This window comes from Kribbella jiaozuonensis, from assembly GCF_005233875.1.
Lineage (GTDB): Bacteria > Actinomycetota > Actinomycetes > Propionibacteriales > Kribbellaceae > Kribbella > Kribbella jiaozuonensis.
On sequence record NZ_SZPZ01000002.1, the window covers coordinates 561,014 to 575,243 of the forward strand.

A 14,230-nucleotide genomic window follows, 5' to 3' on the forward strand; every position below is an offset into this window, starting at 1 on the left:
CACGTGATCGACGAAGCCGTCCAGCCTGTGCTGGACGGCTTCGTCACGTCCGTCCGCAAAGTCGCCGCCGTCGAGGCGGTCTGGCTGCACGGCTCACTGGCACTCGGGGACTACCAGTTGGGCCGCAGCGATCTCGACGTGATCGTGGTGACCTCGTCGCCGCCTCCACCTGCTGTAGCCGACGTACACAGGCAACTGATCCGCGACTTCCCGCTCGCCGCGAAGTTGCACTGCTCGTACATGACGGACCTGGCCGACCTCTCGGTGCGGCATCCGACGTTCGCGCACCAGCGGTACTTCGACCGGCCGGTGACCCCGGTGACCCGGCGGGAGCTTGCCATCGGCAACCGCACGCTGTTCGGGCCGACGCCGGCGGAGCTCTTGCCGGTTGTGAGTGACGAGGAACTGTTCGCCTTCATCCGCCGCGACCTGAACGACTTCTGGCTGCCAGCCACCCGCAAGCGGACCAACTGGTACGCCGACATCTGGGTCGACCTCAGCCTGCTCACGATCGCCCGCGCGCACGTCACCCTGGCGACCGGTGATCTGATCACCAAGCGCGCGGCGTTCGACGTCCTGCCCAATCTGGGGGCTCCCGCGGACGTCGTCGAGGACATCCGCCGGCGGCGGTACGGGCCGGAGTTCCGGATCGGGCCGTGGTGGCGGCACACCCGCGCCGGGCTCACCCGGCGGTTCGTGAGTACGGCGATTCCCGCCGTACTCGGATCGCCGCTCAGTTCACGGTGATCGGCGTGCCGTCGGTGAGCTTCAGCAGTTCGGCATACGTGGTCGGGAAGACCGAGTGGGGGATGCCGGCGGCGGCCCAGATCACGGCGTACTGCTCGAGGGCGCTGTCCACGTACGTCGGGACGCGGCCCGGGTGGCCGACGGGAGCGACGCCGCCGATCGACTGACCGGTGTGCTCCTTCACGAACTCCGGCGTGGCCCGCTTCAGCTTCGCGATGCCGAGCTCGGCGGCGACCTTCGCGGTGTCCACGCGGTGCGCGCCCGAGGTGAGGATGAGAACCGGTACGCCGTCGCCGTTGAAGATCAGGCTGTTCGCGATCGCGCCGACCTCGCAGCCGAGCTCGGCCGCCGCAGCCGCCGCGGTCGGCACCGCCTCGTCCAGGATCACGATCTCGCCGGTAGCACCTGCCGCCGCGAGCGCGTCGGCAACCTTCTGCACATTGGGATGACTGCTCACCCTCGTGAGCTTATGCGCCGTGTCACGCCGATTTCAGGTCGGCCGCCCCGAACGAGACGTTGAACCGGTCGCACCAGATCGCGACGCTGCGGAAGGTGTCGAGCCGCACGTCGGCGGGGATCGGGTAGTTCTGGTTGCCGTGGTTGCCCTTCAGGCTGCCCAGACTGCGATACGCGCCGTCGTCGAACACATGCCATCCATCCCGGCCCGGTGTCACCTCGGCGTCGCTCAGCCACACCTTGAGGTCCGGTCCGTCCGAGGTGTCGAGGTTCTCGATCCGGAGCACCCGGCCGCCGTCCGGAAGCGCGAGTACGGCGACCGTGCCGGACGTCCGGTGTTCGTGAGTGATCAGCTTCCCGGTCAGGAGAACCTTCGGTTGGGGCTTGACAACCGGCGTCGGTTTTGCCGGGTGCGCAGAAACTGTCGGTGGCGTCGTCGACGATGAAGTCGTGGAGATCGGAGCAGTGCCGGGCAGCGCCTCGTCGACGACCCTGTCGGTGAGCAGCCGCCACGGCTGGAAGAGCGGCAGCGCCACTGCCGCAACCACGACGGCTACAGCCGCCGTGGTGATTCCTACTGCCCGTCTCCGCATCGTTCGCCCTTCCGTCCTGGACTCTCCAGTCTGGCGTCCGGAGGCGTCGAGTGGCGGCGCGCCGGAATTACGGGCCGTTGACGATTGTCGGCGGGCGACGATACGCTTCCAGTGTTCGAACAGATGTTCGATTACCTCAGCTCCGGTTTCGTCGGGAGGCCGGACAGAGGTGAGCCGGACAGCTGGACGGCTCCGGTGCGGAGTTGCGGCCGCATCGGAATCCGGTGGTCCCGGCGGGCCGGGCACCGGGGTGGACCTCGACCCCCACTCCGAGCTCACCCGCCGGGCCTCCGACCAGGCCGTCGATCAAGGGCTGTTGTTCGATCAGGGGAAGTGCATACAGAGGAGGCAATGGACCATGTGGGAGTTCGACGACGCTGTCGAGGTGCACTCGGTGTTCGTGGACGGCATCGAGACCCCGGACCAGTTCCTCTGGCGCGGCCGCCTCTGGCGGGTCACCGCACTCAGGTCCCAGGCGACCGAGACCGCCGTCTGGTGGGAGCGCGGCATCATCGGCCCGGGCAGCATCCACGACCCGCGCGCCCAGCGCCCTGCGCAGTCCGACGTGTTGCCGGCCCGGATCGACGCGGCCATGGTCGCCGAGGCCTGCTCGGGAGCGCGCACCACCCGTCCCACCCGAGTCCACTCAGCCGGCGTGGCAGCGGCAGCGACCCCCCGCTCGCATGCCGCCGCCACGCTCTCCTCCGGACAGCCTGCCGCTGCGGACACGAGTCCGGCGGCGGTCGGTGTGCTGGATGCGGATTGGGGGCCGGAGCGCACGGTGTTCCGGGTCGAAGCGGGCTGCGGCCGGCACGGCCGACGTGAGTTGTTCGATCTCGCCCACGACCCGGTCTCGGGTCGTTGGCAACTGGAGAGGGTGACCGACCGATGACTGTTTCACCGGTATCGCCGGCAGCTGCCGGCGCGGCCAGCCGAGAGCTGTCCCGTGCCCGCGCCGCGCTGGCCGAGGCCACGGAGACCACTGACCACCTGATCCGCTACTCGAGCGCCCACGTGGCGGCGCTCCGGGTCGCGGCCGCGGTGCTCGCCGTCCGCGCCCGCCCGGTCCGCTCGGGCAGCCGTCGCCGGGTCCAGCGCAACGCCTGGGTGCTGCTGGCCGAGGTCGCGCCGGAGTTCGGCGAGTGGGCGACGTTCTTCGCCGCCGGCGCAGCCCAGCGTGCCGCCGCGGAGGCGGGTCTGGAGCGCGCCGTCACCACCCGCGAGGCCGACGACCTGGTCCGCGCGGTCGACACCTTCTACGGCCAGGTCGAGGCCAGCCTGCGTCTGTCCACCACCCCGGTGCTTACCGCCACCACCGATCCGCAGTCCGTTCTGACCCAACCCTGGATGCAAGCCAGCTGATCAATCCGGCGCTGAGGCGCTGAAGAGGCACTGAGGAGATCCCGACCGTGAACGAACAGCCGAGAGGCCTGGGCAAGGACCTGTGCGGTCGCGTGCACGCCCACACCGGCGCCGAGTGCTACCTGCCTGACACCCACTACCCGCGTCCTCACCACTCCTTGACCGATGAGACCTGGCATGACGGCCTGTGCACCCAGTGCGCCGGTTCCGGGATCCTGGCCGACGCACTCTGTCCGGCCTGCAACGGCACCGCGTTCGAGCCGCTGACGCTTCCGGAGACCTACCAAGCCGGCTGATCACCCATCCGCCGGTCCTCGCTGGTCCTCGCTGGTCCTCGCTGGTACCGGAGGGAACTAAGGTCAGCCACGTGAGTGACCTTCCTGTTCTGGATGCTGAGGATCAGCGGGTGCTGGGGAGCTTGCTGGAGAAGCAGGCGACCGTGCCGGCGTCGTACCCGCTCACCGCAAACGCGTTGCGGACGGCGTGCAATCAGACCAGCAACCGGGATCCGGTCGTCGACTACGACCAGGGCACCGTGGAGCGGGTCGCGCGGTCGCTGCGAGACCGCGAGCTGTTGCGGATCGTCTGGGTCGACACCGGCCGTCGGACGCTGAAGTACCACCAGACCCTCGACGAGAAGCTCGGGCTCGAGCCGGACGAGCGCGCGCTGATCACCGTACTGCTGCTGCGCGGTGCGCAGGCGCCGGGCGAGCTGCGGACGCGGACCGAGCGACTGCACAAGTTCGACGACCGGAGTGACGTCGAGGCGTGCCTGCGGCGGATGGCCACACGCCCCGAGCCGCTCGTGCGTGAGCTGGAGCGTCGCGCCGGTCAACACGACCGGCGCTGGATTCATCTCCTCGGCCCGGTGCCCGAAGAGGAAGCGGCCGCCGTGGTCGAGTCGGTCGACCGCGACACGGTCATCGCCGATGGCACCGAGGCACGTGACGCGCGGGTGCGTTCGTCGTACGACGCGGTCGCGACGGCGTACGCCGACGAGCTGCTCGACGAGCTCGACGGATTGCCGTTCGAGCGGTGGCTGCTCGACCGGATTGTTGCCCAGGCCAACGGTCAGCCGGTGGTCGAGGTCGGCTCGGGTCCCGGGCACATCACGGCGTATCTGGCCGAGCATGGCGCAGATGCCACCGGCGTCGACCTCTCGCCGGAGATGGTCGCCGAGGCGCAGCGGCGCTTCCCCGACCAAACCTTCGAGGTCGGCGATCTCCGCCGACTGGGTCGGCCACCGACCAGCTCCGGTTGGGCGGCCGTCCTCGCCTGGTACTCGCTCATCCATCTGGCCGCGTCCGAACTGCCCGACGCGATCGCGGCGCTGACCCGTCCGCTCGACCCCGGGGGTTGGCTGGTCCTCGCACTCCACGCCGGCGCGGAGGTCCGTCACGTCGAGGAGTTCCTCGGCCACGAGGTCAACCTGGACTACGTCCTCCACGACCCGAGCCAGGTCGTCAACGTGGTCGAGACTGCCGGTCTCACCGACGTCGAGTGGTACCTCCGCGGGCCGATCGCCGCTCGTGCTGAAACCACCCGCCGCCTCTACGTCGTTGCGCGCAAACCGTCCTGACGACCCGGTCCGTGACCCGGGCACGGGCCCACGGGTTGGGGTGGAAGTAGGGTGTGGCGCGGCGGTGCTGATGGGGGACTGGCTGGAGGTTTGATGGTGGATCGGCGACGGCGGAGCGTGCGTACGGCGTTGGTGGGCGAGGCCTTGCGCGTTGCGTTGGCAGGCCGCAGCCGGACCGATCCGGGCGGCGGGCTGGACATCGTCGACCTCGGCGGCGGCACTGGCGGGTTCGCGGTTCCGCTGGCGGTCGAGGGGCATCGCGTGACGGTCGTCGACCCGAGCCCGGACGCGTTGGCGTCGCTGGAGCGACGGGCCAGTGACGAAGGCGTGAGCAAGCTGGTCCGTGGCGTCCAGGGCGACGCGGCGGAGCTCCCCGGGCTGGCGGGGGAGTCGAGCGCGGACGCCGTCCTGTGCCATGGCGTCCTCGAGGTCGTCGACGACCCGGTGCAGGCGCTGCAGGCGATGGCGTCGGTGCTGCGGGAGGGCGGCGTACTGAGTCTGCTCGTTGCCCAGCGCAACGCGGTCGTACTGGCTCGAGCGCTCGCGGGTCATCTGGCCGAGGCGCGGATCGCGCTGCAGGACCCGGACGGACGCTGGGGTGCGACCGATCCGATGCCGCGACGGTTCGACGAGGCCGGGATCACGGCGCAGCTCGCCGATGCCGGGTTCATGGTGCACACGGTGCACGGCGTACGGACGTTCGCCGACCTCGTACCGGCCGCGTTCGTCGACTCCGAGCCGGGTGCCGCGGACTCGCTGGCCGAGCTCGAGCGCGCCGCGAGTCAGCACCCGGCGTTCCGCGCGCTGGCTACCCAGCTGCACATTCTCGCGACCCGCTGAGTCCCGTTCGGCGGCCTCCGCCATACCGCCGACTGCGACGGAGGGTGACGGGCGGGCTACCTGAGTCACGGTCACGGGGTGATCGCTGTGAACCGGCTGTGAGCGACACGCCGGAATACACGGGTTTGGGACCTGTTCTGCCGGGGCAGTTGCCGGACCGTGACGCGCTGGACAGCCGGTCAGGGTTTCGTGTCAGCCACGCGCGGCCTAGACTGAAGGCGGCCTATCGAGATCGCGCTCATCATGGAGGGATCGACGGTGCCCCTCTCGGAAGAAGAGCAGCGCCAGTTCGAGCAGCTCGAACGCGCCCTCGCTGCGGAAGACCCGAAGTTCGTTTCCGCCATGCGGGGAACCAATGTGCGCTTGTACTACAAGCGGCGGGCAGTGCTTGCCGGCGTTGGATTTGTGCTGGGCATCGCAGTACTGATGACCGGTGCGATCATCCCCAACACCATCATCGGCGTCATCGGCTTCGTGATGATGGTCGCGTGCCTGTATATCGCCGCGCTGAGCATGAAGCGGATCAGCAACGCGGGGGAGTCCGACGACATCCCACCGCCGCCGCCGACCAAACGCCACCGGACCAAGCACGACTCGTCCGGCAGCTTCATGGAGCGCATGGAAGACCGCTGGCGCCGGCGCCGCGACGAGGACCTCTAACCCACACACTTCCCTCCACACCCGTGCCCTAGGCGGCACGGGTGTGGTGGTTTGTCTGGGGTCGCGTCGGGTGGGGATGCGTTTGCCGGGGGCGGGTGCGTAGGCGCGCGCACAGCTTGTGAAGCGGTACCTGCGGGGCCACGGCGGGCCGGCTGAGGTGCGCTCGCCTTCACCCGCGCCGAGCTGATGCGGCGGCTGGCCCCCGAGCCCGCGCCGAGCCGATGCGGCGGCTGGCCGGCCGAGGCCGCGCCGAGCTGATGTGGCGGCTGGCCGCCGAGCCCGCGCCGAGCAAGCTGAGGCGGCCAGGCCACCTTCGGCCCGGCCCAACCGCCCCCAGCTAGTTGGTGTGGGGGCGTTTGGGGAGGACCAGCGAGCGTAGGCGGGCCAGTAGCAGGTCGAACTCGTCGAGGAGGTCGGAGGCCTCTGTGCTGCCTCGGCTCAGGTACCAGCGCCAGGACGGCGGCAGCATGCGCGCCCGCCAGCGGCGACGGCGTGGGGCTTGGGCCCACAGCGCCTTGCGTACGGCGGACGCCTCCGGGCGCAGGTCCAGCTCGGGATCCGCGTCCCCGGCGTACCGGAGCGCCTCGATCCCACGTGCCAGCTTGCGCGCCGCCGGATGCGTTTCGTCAGGGAGCTTCGTGACCAGCCACTGACCGGTCTGCCTCGGCGTGGAGATGTCGGACCAGTCCAGCCCCAGATCTCGAGCCGTGTCGCGGATCTCCGCCCACAACCCCTCGGCGCCGGCCCGTCCCGGCGGTCGCAGGAAGCGCCGCCGTCGGGTCGCCGCGCGGATCATCCAGGGGATGCACAGCAGCAGACCGACGCCGAGGATCCCGGCGATCACCTGAGCGCCGCCGTTGGTGAACCAGTTGCCGGAGTCAACGATCCCGACCGAGCTCTGGTCCGGCAGGTTCGGGTCGTGCCGCGGCTTGTCGATCCCCGGGGTCTCGCCGGCGCCGGGAGTGCTCGGCAGGCTGGTCGGCGCGGTCGTCGGGCTGGTCGGGTCCCCGGTCGCGGGGACGGTCCAGTTCGGCGTACTCGAGACGCGGGCGGACGGCGTCGGCTCGAACCGGACCCAGCCGATGCCCTGGAAGTACAGCTCCGGCCAGGCGTGCATGTCGTGCATCCGGACGGTGAACTCGCCGTCCTTGCCGGCCTGTCCGGGCAGGAAGCCGATGCCGACCCGGGACGGGATCCCGATGATCCGGGCCATCAGCGCCATCCCGGTCGCGAACTGCTCGCAGTACCCGGTCTTGTTCTTCAGCAGGAAGTCCTCGAGCGCGGCCATCCCGCTGCCCTTGGCGTTCGCGGTGCTGTAGGTGAAGTCGCCGCTGCGGAACCAGTTCTGGATCAGCACCGCGGCCTCGAACTTGTTGTCACCGGCCGGCGCGACGACCTCGAACGTCTTCTGCCTGATGTCGTTCGGCGTCTTCTGCGGCACCGCCGACGTGTACTGGTCCGGGGCACTCGTGGTGATCGAGTCGTGCAGCTGCTGCGGCGTCGGCTGCAGGTCGTACGACGACAGCTTGTACTTCTTGCCGGCGACGATCGACCCGTTCGACGAGACCACGTCCAGCGCTTCCGCGTCGTACTGCCAGTCGCGCTTCAGCGAGATCGAGTGCAACGGGTACGGGACCGGGGCGAACTGCGAGCGGAACGTCCGGGTGACGTCGATCTCCATGTTGGTCTGCGGGAGCTTGGAGAGATCACCGGTGTAGCCGGGCGGCGCGGTCAGGTCACCGCTGATCTTGTGCGGCGAGTCGCGCTGCGAGATCCGCCAGGTGTTGCCGTCGAAGAGATCGAGCGCGGTCAGCCGCAGGTACGTGCCGCCGGACGGACCGCCCTTGTAGGTGAGCGCGACGACGTTGTCGCCACGCTTCAGGTTCTTGCCCATGTCGAGCATCGGGTCGGTCGACGAGATCGACGCCCCGAGCCCGTTGCCGGTGCCGCCGCCGGCCAGACCGTTGCCGATGACACCTTCCGGGAGGGCAGGCAGCAACGCGGGCAGCAGCGCGGCGATCGCGACCACGGTCAGCCCGATCCGGCGACCGGCCTGGCCGAGCGCCGACGCCTCGACGGGCTCGGCCGCGTCGAGATGCGAGACGCCCGAGATCCGGCGGCCCCAGCGGCTGAGCCGGCTGCGGCCTTCCGCGGACAGCAGGACGATGTAGCCGATCGCCGGCGGGATGAACAGCAACGCCGGCAGACCGCCGTGCACGGTCGCGGCCGGCACCGTGTACATGATCAGCAGCAGCAAGCCCGACCACGCGGCCTGCCGCAGCTGTACGGCGATGATGTGGATCAGCAGCCCGGTCGCCGTGATCACCGAAACCGCGAACAAGGTCAGATGCGAGTCCTGCGGCAGCGGCGCACTGAATCGGTTGATCGAGTCCATCGCGTCGACCATCTGCGAGTTGAACTCGAGCGCGGTCGCCTTCCACGGGATCAGCCCGAACTTCATCGTCCCGTGCAGGAAGAACAGCGACAGCAGCTCCACCAGCGCGAACAGCTGAACGATCGGTACGACGATCCGCGGAGTCCGCAGGTTCTGCAACAGAACCCCGATCCCCGTCACCACCGCGCACAGGAACGCGCTGATGAACAGGAACGGCCCGGAGAACACCGGCGTCAGCACGAGCGACCCGAGAACAGTCGCTCCCCAAGCAGCAATCGAAATCCTCGCGTGACCGGTCATGCGATCCTTCCGCTCCGTAGTCCGAGGCCGGACCACACGGTGGGGAGGTGGTCGCCGCGGCGGACTCTGGCTACTCGCCAGCCGTTGCGGCGTAGTTCGTTCTCGGTGGCGTCTGTGGCGGCGGTCAACCGGGTCGCCTTCTCGGTCGCCTCGGCGCCGACCGCCCAGCTCGCGGCGTCCAGCAGCAGGACGACTCCGGTCGCCTGGCTGGTCCGCCAGCGGTTCAGGGCGATGACGTCATCGGTGCTGCAGGCGCCGAGGATCGCGATCACCAGGCTCGGCTCCTGCGCGTGCCGGTCGACGGTCAGCAGCGGACCGATCTCGGCGTACTTGTGCTCCTCGACAGTCGCGCACTCGGTCAGCAGCTGCTGCTGGTTGAGTGGTTGGTGCACCGACGCGGAGGTCCGGTGGGTGATGGCGTTCAGCGTGGTCGGCCCGCCGAGCATCGTGGTGACGTACCCGCGCCTGATCCGGTCGATCCCGGCCGACGCGGCCGCGCTGACCGCCCACTCCAGGCTGGACGACGGGCCGTGCCCGTGGTGAGAGATCGTCCGCGCGTCCAAGAACAATGCGCACCGGCTCTGCCACGGCTGCTCCTCGCGGCGCACCATCAGCTCACCGCGCCGAGCGGTCGACCGCCAGTGCACCCGGCGCAGGTCGTCGCCGTCGCGGTACTCGCGGACCGTCGCATCCTCTTCACCAGCAGAGGCGATCGCCCGCGGCCGGTTCTCGCCCGAGCCGGCCCGGTCCGCACCGAGACGGATCTCGGGCAGCCGATAGACCCGCGGCGTGACCAGCAGATGCTGGCTGCGGGTGAACGTCCGGCTGGTCTCCACCAGCCCGAACGGGTCGGCCACCGTCAGCATCAACGGCCCGACCTGGAACAACCCGCGTACGTCGGACTTCACCGGATACGTGACCGTACGACGCCAGTTCGGGCTGACCCGGTCGACGACGAACCGCGGCCGGTGCCCCAGTACGTAAGGAATACGGTCCTCGAGCAGCAGCAGGCCCGCGGGCATCCGGCCCTGGTTGCTCAGGGTCAGCTCCACGGTCGCCTGCGTCCCCACGGGGACCTGGTCCGGCGCAAGGCTGCGCCGTACCTGCAGCCGCAGCCGCGTCCGGCCGACGACCAGGGCTGCCACGACCGGCAACGCCGCCAGCAGGATGCCGACGCGCAGCAGGTCCTTCTGGCCGAGCAGCAGCGCGCACAGCGATGCGGTGATACCGGCCGCGACGAACGCCCGCCCTCTGGTGGTCAGTCCGCGCAGTGCCTGCCGCATGTCTCAGTCCCGGCGGGTGCGGGGGAGGGCCACGCTGGACACCAACCCGGAGATGATGTCGGCTGCACCGCGCCCACCGAGATGCGCCTCAGCCGCTGGAAGCACCCGGTGCGCGAGGACCGGCACCGCGAGCTCCTGGATGTCGTCCGGCAGTACGAACTCACGTGCGTCGAGCGCTGCCGCCGCACGCGCCGCCCGGATCAGGTGCAGCGTCGACCGCGGGCTGGCGCCGAGCCGGAGCTCCTGCGACCGCCGGGTCGCGCCGACCAGGGCGACGGCGTACTCCTTCACGCCTTCGGACACGTGCACGGACTGCACCGTCTTCACCAGCCGCAGGATCTGCTGGCCGTCGGTGACGGGTTGCAGGCTCAGCAGCGGGTCGTCGGCCGCGTGCCCGTCGAGCATCCGCAGCTCGGCGGCCGGCTCCGGGTAGCCCATCGAGACGCGGGCCATGAACCGGTCGCGCTGCGCCTCGGGGAGCGGGTAGGTGCCTTCCATCTCGATCGGGTTCTGCGTCGCGATGACCATGAACGGCGCGTCCAGGTGGTACGTCGTGGTGTCGACGGTGACCTGGCGCTCCTCCATCGACTCCAGCAGCGCGGCCTGGGTCTTCGGCGAGGCACGGTTGATCTCGTCGCCGACGACGATGTTCGCGAACACCGCGCCGGGCTTGAACTCGAAGTCGCGGATCTCCTGGTTGAAGACGGAGACGCCGGTGATGTCCGACGGCAGCAGGTCCGGCGTGAACTGGATCCGGCGCACGGTGCAGTCGATCGACTTCGCCAGCGCCTTCGCCAGCATCGTCTTGCCGACGCCCGGCACGTCCTCGATCAGTAGATGTCCCTCGGCCAGCAGCACGGTGATGGCGACCTCGACCACGTCGGGTTTGCCCTCGATCACCTGCTCCATGGCCCGGCGGACGCGGCCCGCCACCTCGGACAGCTCGTCGAAGTCCCCGGCTCCTGCCAGCGGCGAGCTGGTCGCGGTGGTGCTCACTCTGTGTCCTCCCCATTCGTTGACTGCCGACACATTCTCACCCGCTGTAGGGGTCGGGCCTAGAGCGGCGGGGGTTTCGTTACCTGGCGTTTCGGTGTTCATCGGCGCACGCCCTCACGGCGGGTCGGTCTGTCTTGTGCAGAGCTGACGTCCCTCCAAGCGTACGGGCGGCAAAAGCAGTGCGTGCGGCGTACGACGTTCCGATCGCCCGGAAGGTTCACGCAGATCGGGTCCGAATGGTTCATCGCGGACCCGGTGGAGCGACGTGTGGAGCGGGGTGGAGGAACCCGGTGGAGCGAAGTGGAGGAAGCAAGTGGAGCGATGGGGAGGGCGAAACGGTTGAGCCGGCAGCGACACGCGGGAATCGAGGCGCGGATTCACGCGGCGCCGGGGCGGAATGGGGCGGAAGTTGGTTGACGGTGGTGGAAAGTGGAGTAAGGTGGAGCGCAGTGGAACTGAAGTGGTGGAAACACTCGCCTGAGTCGGAGAGTCCGCAACGGGGAGGTGGAGCGTGTTCCTCGGAACTCACTTCCCCAAGCTCGACGACAAGGGCCGGCTGTTCCTGCCGGCGAAGTTCCGCGACGAGCTGGCCGACGGTCTGGTGATCACACGTGGGCAGGAGCGATCGCTGTCCGTGTGGCCGGAGCGTGAGTTCGTCCAGCTGACCGAGCAGTTGAAGCAGGCTCCGATCACCAACAAGGGTGCGCGGGACTACCTACGGATGTTGTTCGCCGGCGCTTCGAACGAGATGCCGGACAAGCAGGGCCGGGTCACCATCCCACCGATGCTGCGCGATTACGCGTCACTGGATCGCGACTGCGTCGTCATCGGGGCGATGAACCGGGTGGAGATCTGGAACACGGAGAACTGGAACCGGTACTCCGCGGAGCAGGAGCAGGCGTTCGCCGACCTCTCCGAGGAAGTGCTGCCAGGCATCTTCTAGAGGCACAGCTGAACAGAGTGCGAGGACACACCGACCGTCCGGTGAGATCACGGGTCCGACTTCCGACCTGCAGTGTTGGCGCCACTTCCCCGGCGCCAAGACCAGCAGGTACTTCCCCGGGAGGCGTACCCGCGATCTGACCGGACGGTGCTGTCTACGTACCACACAAGACCTGCGGGGGCAGGGTCGCTCCCACAGTGCACGGGTGTGACGGGAAGGGTCGAGGATGAACGCTGCGGAGCGGCATGTGCCGGTGATGCTGGAGCGCGTGGTCGCGCTGCTGGCGCCGGCACTCGCGCATCCCGGCGCTGTCTTCGTCGACGCCACTCTCGGCCTCGGTGGGCATTCCGAGGCGTTCCTGCGGCAGTTCCCCGACGTACGGCTGATCGGCTTCGACCGGGACCCGGCTGCGTTGGAGCTGGCCGGTGAGCGGCTCGCGCCGTACGAGGACCGGATCACGCTCGTCCACGCCGTGTACGACGAGCTGCCGCGGGCGCTCGCGGATCTCGGCGTGCCGGCGATCGACGGGATCCTGTTCGACCTCGGTGTCTCGTCGATGCAGCTGGACGAGGCCGACCGCGGGTTCGCGTACGCGCAGGACGCGCCGCTGGACATGCGGATGGACTCGACCGGCCCGACCACGGCGGCCGACATCGTCAACACGTACAGCGCGGCCGACCTGGCCCGGATCCTGTTCCAGTACGGCGAGGAGAAGTTCGCCCGCCGGATCGCGGACCGGATCGTGCGGGAGCGGGAGACCGAGCCGTTCACGAACAGCGCCCGGCTGTCCGAGCTGGTGCGGAATGCGATCCCGCAGGCGGCCCGGCGTACAGGGGGACACCCCGCGAAGCGGACGTTCCAGGCGCTGCGGATCGAGGTCAACGGCGAGCTCGACGTACTGCGTCGTGCGTTGCCCGCTGCGCTCCAGGCGCTGGCGTTGCACGGGCGGATCGTGGTGATGAGCTACCACTCGCTCGAGGACCGGATCACCAAGCAGGCGTTCGCGGCCGGCACGAAGACCGACGTACCTGACGACCTGCCGGTGATCCCGGCCGGGCATGAGCCGTATCTGAAACTGCTGACCCGCGGCGCCGAGCGCCCGACCGAGGAAGAGGTCGCGGCGAACCCGCGCGCGGCGTCCGCCCGGGTGCGGGCGGCGACACGAATCCGGGAGAAGGGACTGGTGGCCTGATGAGTACTGTCTTCAGCCCGCAGAAGGCGCGGGTGACGCCGGTCCCTGCGAAGAAGCGGTCCGAGCCGCGGCTGCGAGTGGTGTACGGCGCGCCGTTCCGGCCGCCGCGGATGCCGTTCGTCATCTTCGTGGTGTCGCTGCTGGCTGCCGGACTGGTCGGGCTGTTGCTGCTGAACACGCAGCTGCAGAGCGGGACGTTCGAGGTGACCAAGCTGAGCAGCCAGGCGGATCAGCTGCGCGACCAACAGGAGCTGCTGGAGAAGCAGGTCCGCACGCTGGAGTCGCCGCAGAACCTGTCCGACCGGGCGCTGCGGATGGGCATGGTGCCGAACCCGAACCCGGTGTTCCTGCGGCTGTCCGATGGCCGGGTGCTGGGTGTGCCGGCGGAGGGCAAGGCCGGGACCGGTACGGCGATGTTCGGGCCGGGCACTCCGACCGGCACTGCTACCAAGCCGCCCGTGGTGAAGCCGACCACGAAGACGCCGGTGAAGCCGACCACGCCGGTGAAGCCGCCGACGGGCACCACCAAGCCGCCGACCGGGACCACCAAGCCTCCGACGGGTACGACGAAGCCGCCGACCGGGACGACCAAGCCGCCGGTCACGACGAAGAAGCCTGCTACGACCACACGGGGATGATCGGATGACGGATCGACGGGGAAACGAGCCGCCACGCAAACGCGGCGCAACACCGGGCCGGACCAACAACCCGCCCCGCAAGGCTCAACCCCGTCGTCCCTCCACTACAGACAGTGCCCGAACCAGCCCACCCCGCCCCGAATCCACCCGCGAAAGACTCCTCCGTCAAGCCCAGGAGGAGAGCGGCGCTGTGCGTCGGCCTTCGAGTGAGGGGCGACGCCGCCCAGCTCCCGAGGGCGCGGCCCC

Annotated in this window: 15 protein-coding genes; 10 read left to right on the forward strand and 5 right to left on the reverse strand. The window is 69.5% G+C overall.

Annotation, left to right across the window (positions count from 1 at the left end; genetic code table 11):
• Positions 1 to 3: 3 nt before the first annotated feature.
• The gene (locus tag FDA38_RS14250; protein ID WP_137254517.1) at positions 4 to 747 is read left to right on the forward strand and encodes a nucleotidyltransferase domain-containing protein; all 744 of its coding nucleotides are present in this window, start codon (positions 4 to 6) and stop codon (positions 745 to 747) included.
• Here FDA38_RS14250 and FDA38_RS14255 read toward each other — a convergent pair.
• Entirely contained in the window at positions 734 to 1,204 is a 471-nt protein-coding gene (locus FDA38_RS14255; protein WP_137254518.1) for a YbaK/EbsC family protein, read from the reverse strand. The genes FDA38_RS14250 and FDA38_RS14255 overlap by 14 nt on opposite strands.
• Before the next feature lie 22 nt (positions 1,205 to 1,226).
• Entirely contained in the window at positions 1,227 to 1,796 is a 570-nt protein-coding gene (locus FDA38_RS14260) for a DM13 domain-containing protein (RefSeq protein ID WP_137254519.1), read from the reverse strand.
• A 358-nt stretch (positions 1,797 to 2,154) separates the two neighbouring features.
• On the opposite strand from FDA38_RS14260, the gene FDA38_RS14265 reads away from it, so the two are divergent.
• From FDA38_RS14265 to FDA38_RS14290, 6 genes are all read left to right on the forward strand, one after another.
• The gene (locus FDA38_RS14265) at positions 2,155 to 2,688 is read left to right on the forward strand and encodes a DUF6504 family protein (RefSeq protein ID WP_137254520.1); all 534 of its coding nucleotides are present in this window, start codon (positions 2,155 to 2,157) and stop codon (positions 2,686 to 2,688) included.
• Complete coding sequence (locus tag FDA38_RS14270) at positions 2,685 to 3,158, forward strand: SAV_6107 family HEPN domain-containing protein (RefSeq protein ID WP_137254521.1); 474 nt, start codon at positions 2,685 to 2,687, stop codon at positions 3,156 to 3,158. The genes FDA38_RS14265 and FDA38_RS14270 overlap by 4 nt, the downstream gene beginning before the upstream one ends.
• Before the next feature lie 47 nt (positions 3,159 to 3,205).
• A complete protein-coding gene (locus tag FDA38_RS14275) occupies positions 3,206 to 3,454 on the forward strand; it encodes a hypothetical protein (protein WP_137254522.1) in 249 nt (82 codons plus the stop codon).
• A gap of 71 nt (positions 3,455 to 3,525) precedes the next feature.
• The gene (locus tag FDA38_RS14280; protein WP_202877683.1) at positions 3,526 to 4,737 is read left to right on the forward strand and encodes a DUF480 domain-containing protein; all 1,212 of its coding nucleotides are present in this window, start codon (positions 3,526 to 3,528) and stop codon (positions 4,735 to 4,737) included.
• 93 nt (positions 4,738 to 4,830) lie between these two features.
• A complete protein-coding gene (locus FDA38_RS14285) occupies positions 4,831 to 5,577 on the forward strand; it encodes a methyltransferase domain-containing protein (RefSeq protein ID WP_137254523.1) in 747 nt (248 codons plus the stop codon).
• A 243-nt stretch (positions 5,578 to 5,820) separates the two neighbouring features.
• On the forward strand, positions 5,821 to 6,237 hold the full coding sequence (locus FDA38_RS14290) for a DUF3040 domain-containing protein (protein ID WP_233714712.1): 417 nt from the start codon (positions 5,821 to 5,823) through the stop codon (positions 6,235 to 6,237).
• 337 nt (positions 6,238 to 6,574) lie between these two features.
• On the opposite strand, the gene FDA38_RS14295 is transcribed toward FDA38_RS14290, so the two are convergent.
• The 3 genes from FDA38_RS14295 to FDA38_RS14305 are packed head-to-tail and all read right to left on the reverse strand — an operon-like array spanning position 6,575 to position 11,124.
• Entirely contained in the window at positions 6,575 to 8,932 is a 2,358-nt protein-coding gene (locus tag FDA38_RS14295; protein WP_137254524.1) for a transglutaminase family protein, read from the reverse strand.
• Positions 8,929 to 10,215: a DUF58 domain-containing protein gene (locus FDA38_RS14300; protein ID WP_137254525.1), complete on the reverse strand. Its 1,287-nt coding sequence runs from the start codon at positions 10,213 to 10,215 to the stop codon at positions 8,929 to 8,931. Before FDA38_RS14300 ends, FDA38_RS14295 begins: the two co-directional genes overlap by 4 nt.
• Positions 10,216 to 10,218: 3 nt before the next feature.
• Entirely contained in the window at positions 10,219 to 11,124 is a 906-nt protein-coding gene (locus tag FDA38_RS14305; protein WP_233714799.1) for an AAA family ATPase, read from the reverse strand.
• Between the two features lie 598 nt (positions 11,125 to 11,722).
• Between FDA38_RS14305 and mraZ the strand changes: the two genes are divergently transcribed.
• The 3 genes from mraZ to FDA38_RS14320 all read left to right on the forward strand — a co-directional run bounded on the left by mraZ (position 11,723) and on the right by FDA38_RS14320 (position 13,984).
• Positions 11,723 to 12,154 carry a division/cell wall cluster transcriptional repressor MraZ gene (mraZ, locus tag FDA38_RS14310; RefSeq protein WP_130446673.1) on the forward strand — a complete coding sequence of 144 codons (432 nt, stop codon included), beginning with the start codon at positions 11,723 to 11,725 and terminating at the stop codon, positions 12,152 to 12,154.
• A 226-nt stretch (positions 12,155 to 12,380) separates the two neighbouring features.
• Positions 12,381 to 13,346 (forward strand): 16S rRNA (cytosine(1402)-N(4))-methyltransferase RsmH, encoded by a 966-nt coding sequence (gene rsmH / locus FDA38_RS14315; RefSeq protein ID WP_137254526.1) that lies wholly within the window; start codon positions 12,381 to 12,383, stop codon positions 13,344 to 13,346.
• The gene (locus FDA38_RS14320; protein WP_233714713.1) at positions 13,346 to 13,984 is read left to right on the forward strand and encodes a hypothetical protein; all 639 of its coding nucleotides are present in this window, start codon (positions 13,346 to 13,348) and stop codon (positions 13,982 to 13,984) included. Before rsmH ends, FDA38_RS14320 begins: the two co-directional genes overlap by 1 nt.
• The last annotated feature ends 246 nt before the right edge of the window (positions 13,985 to 14,230 follow it).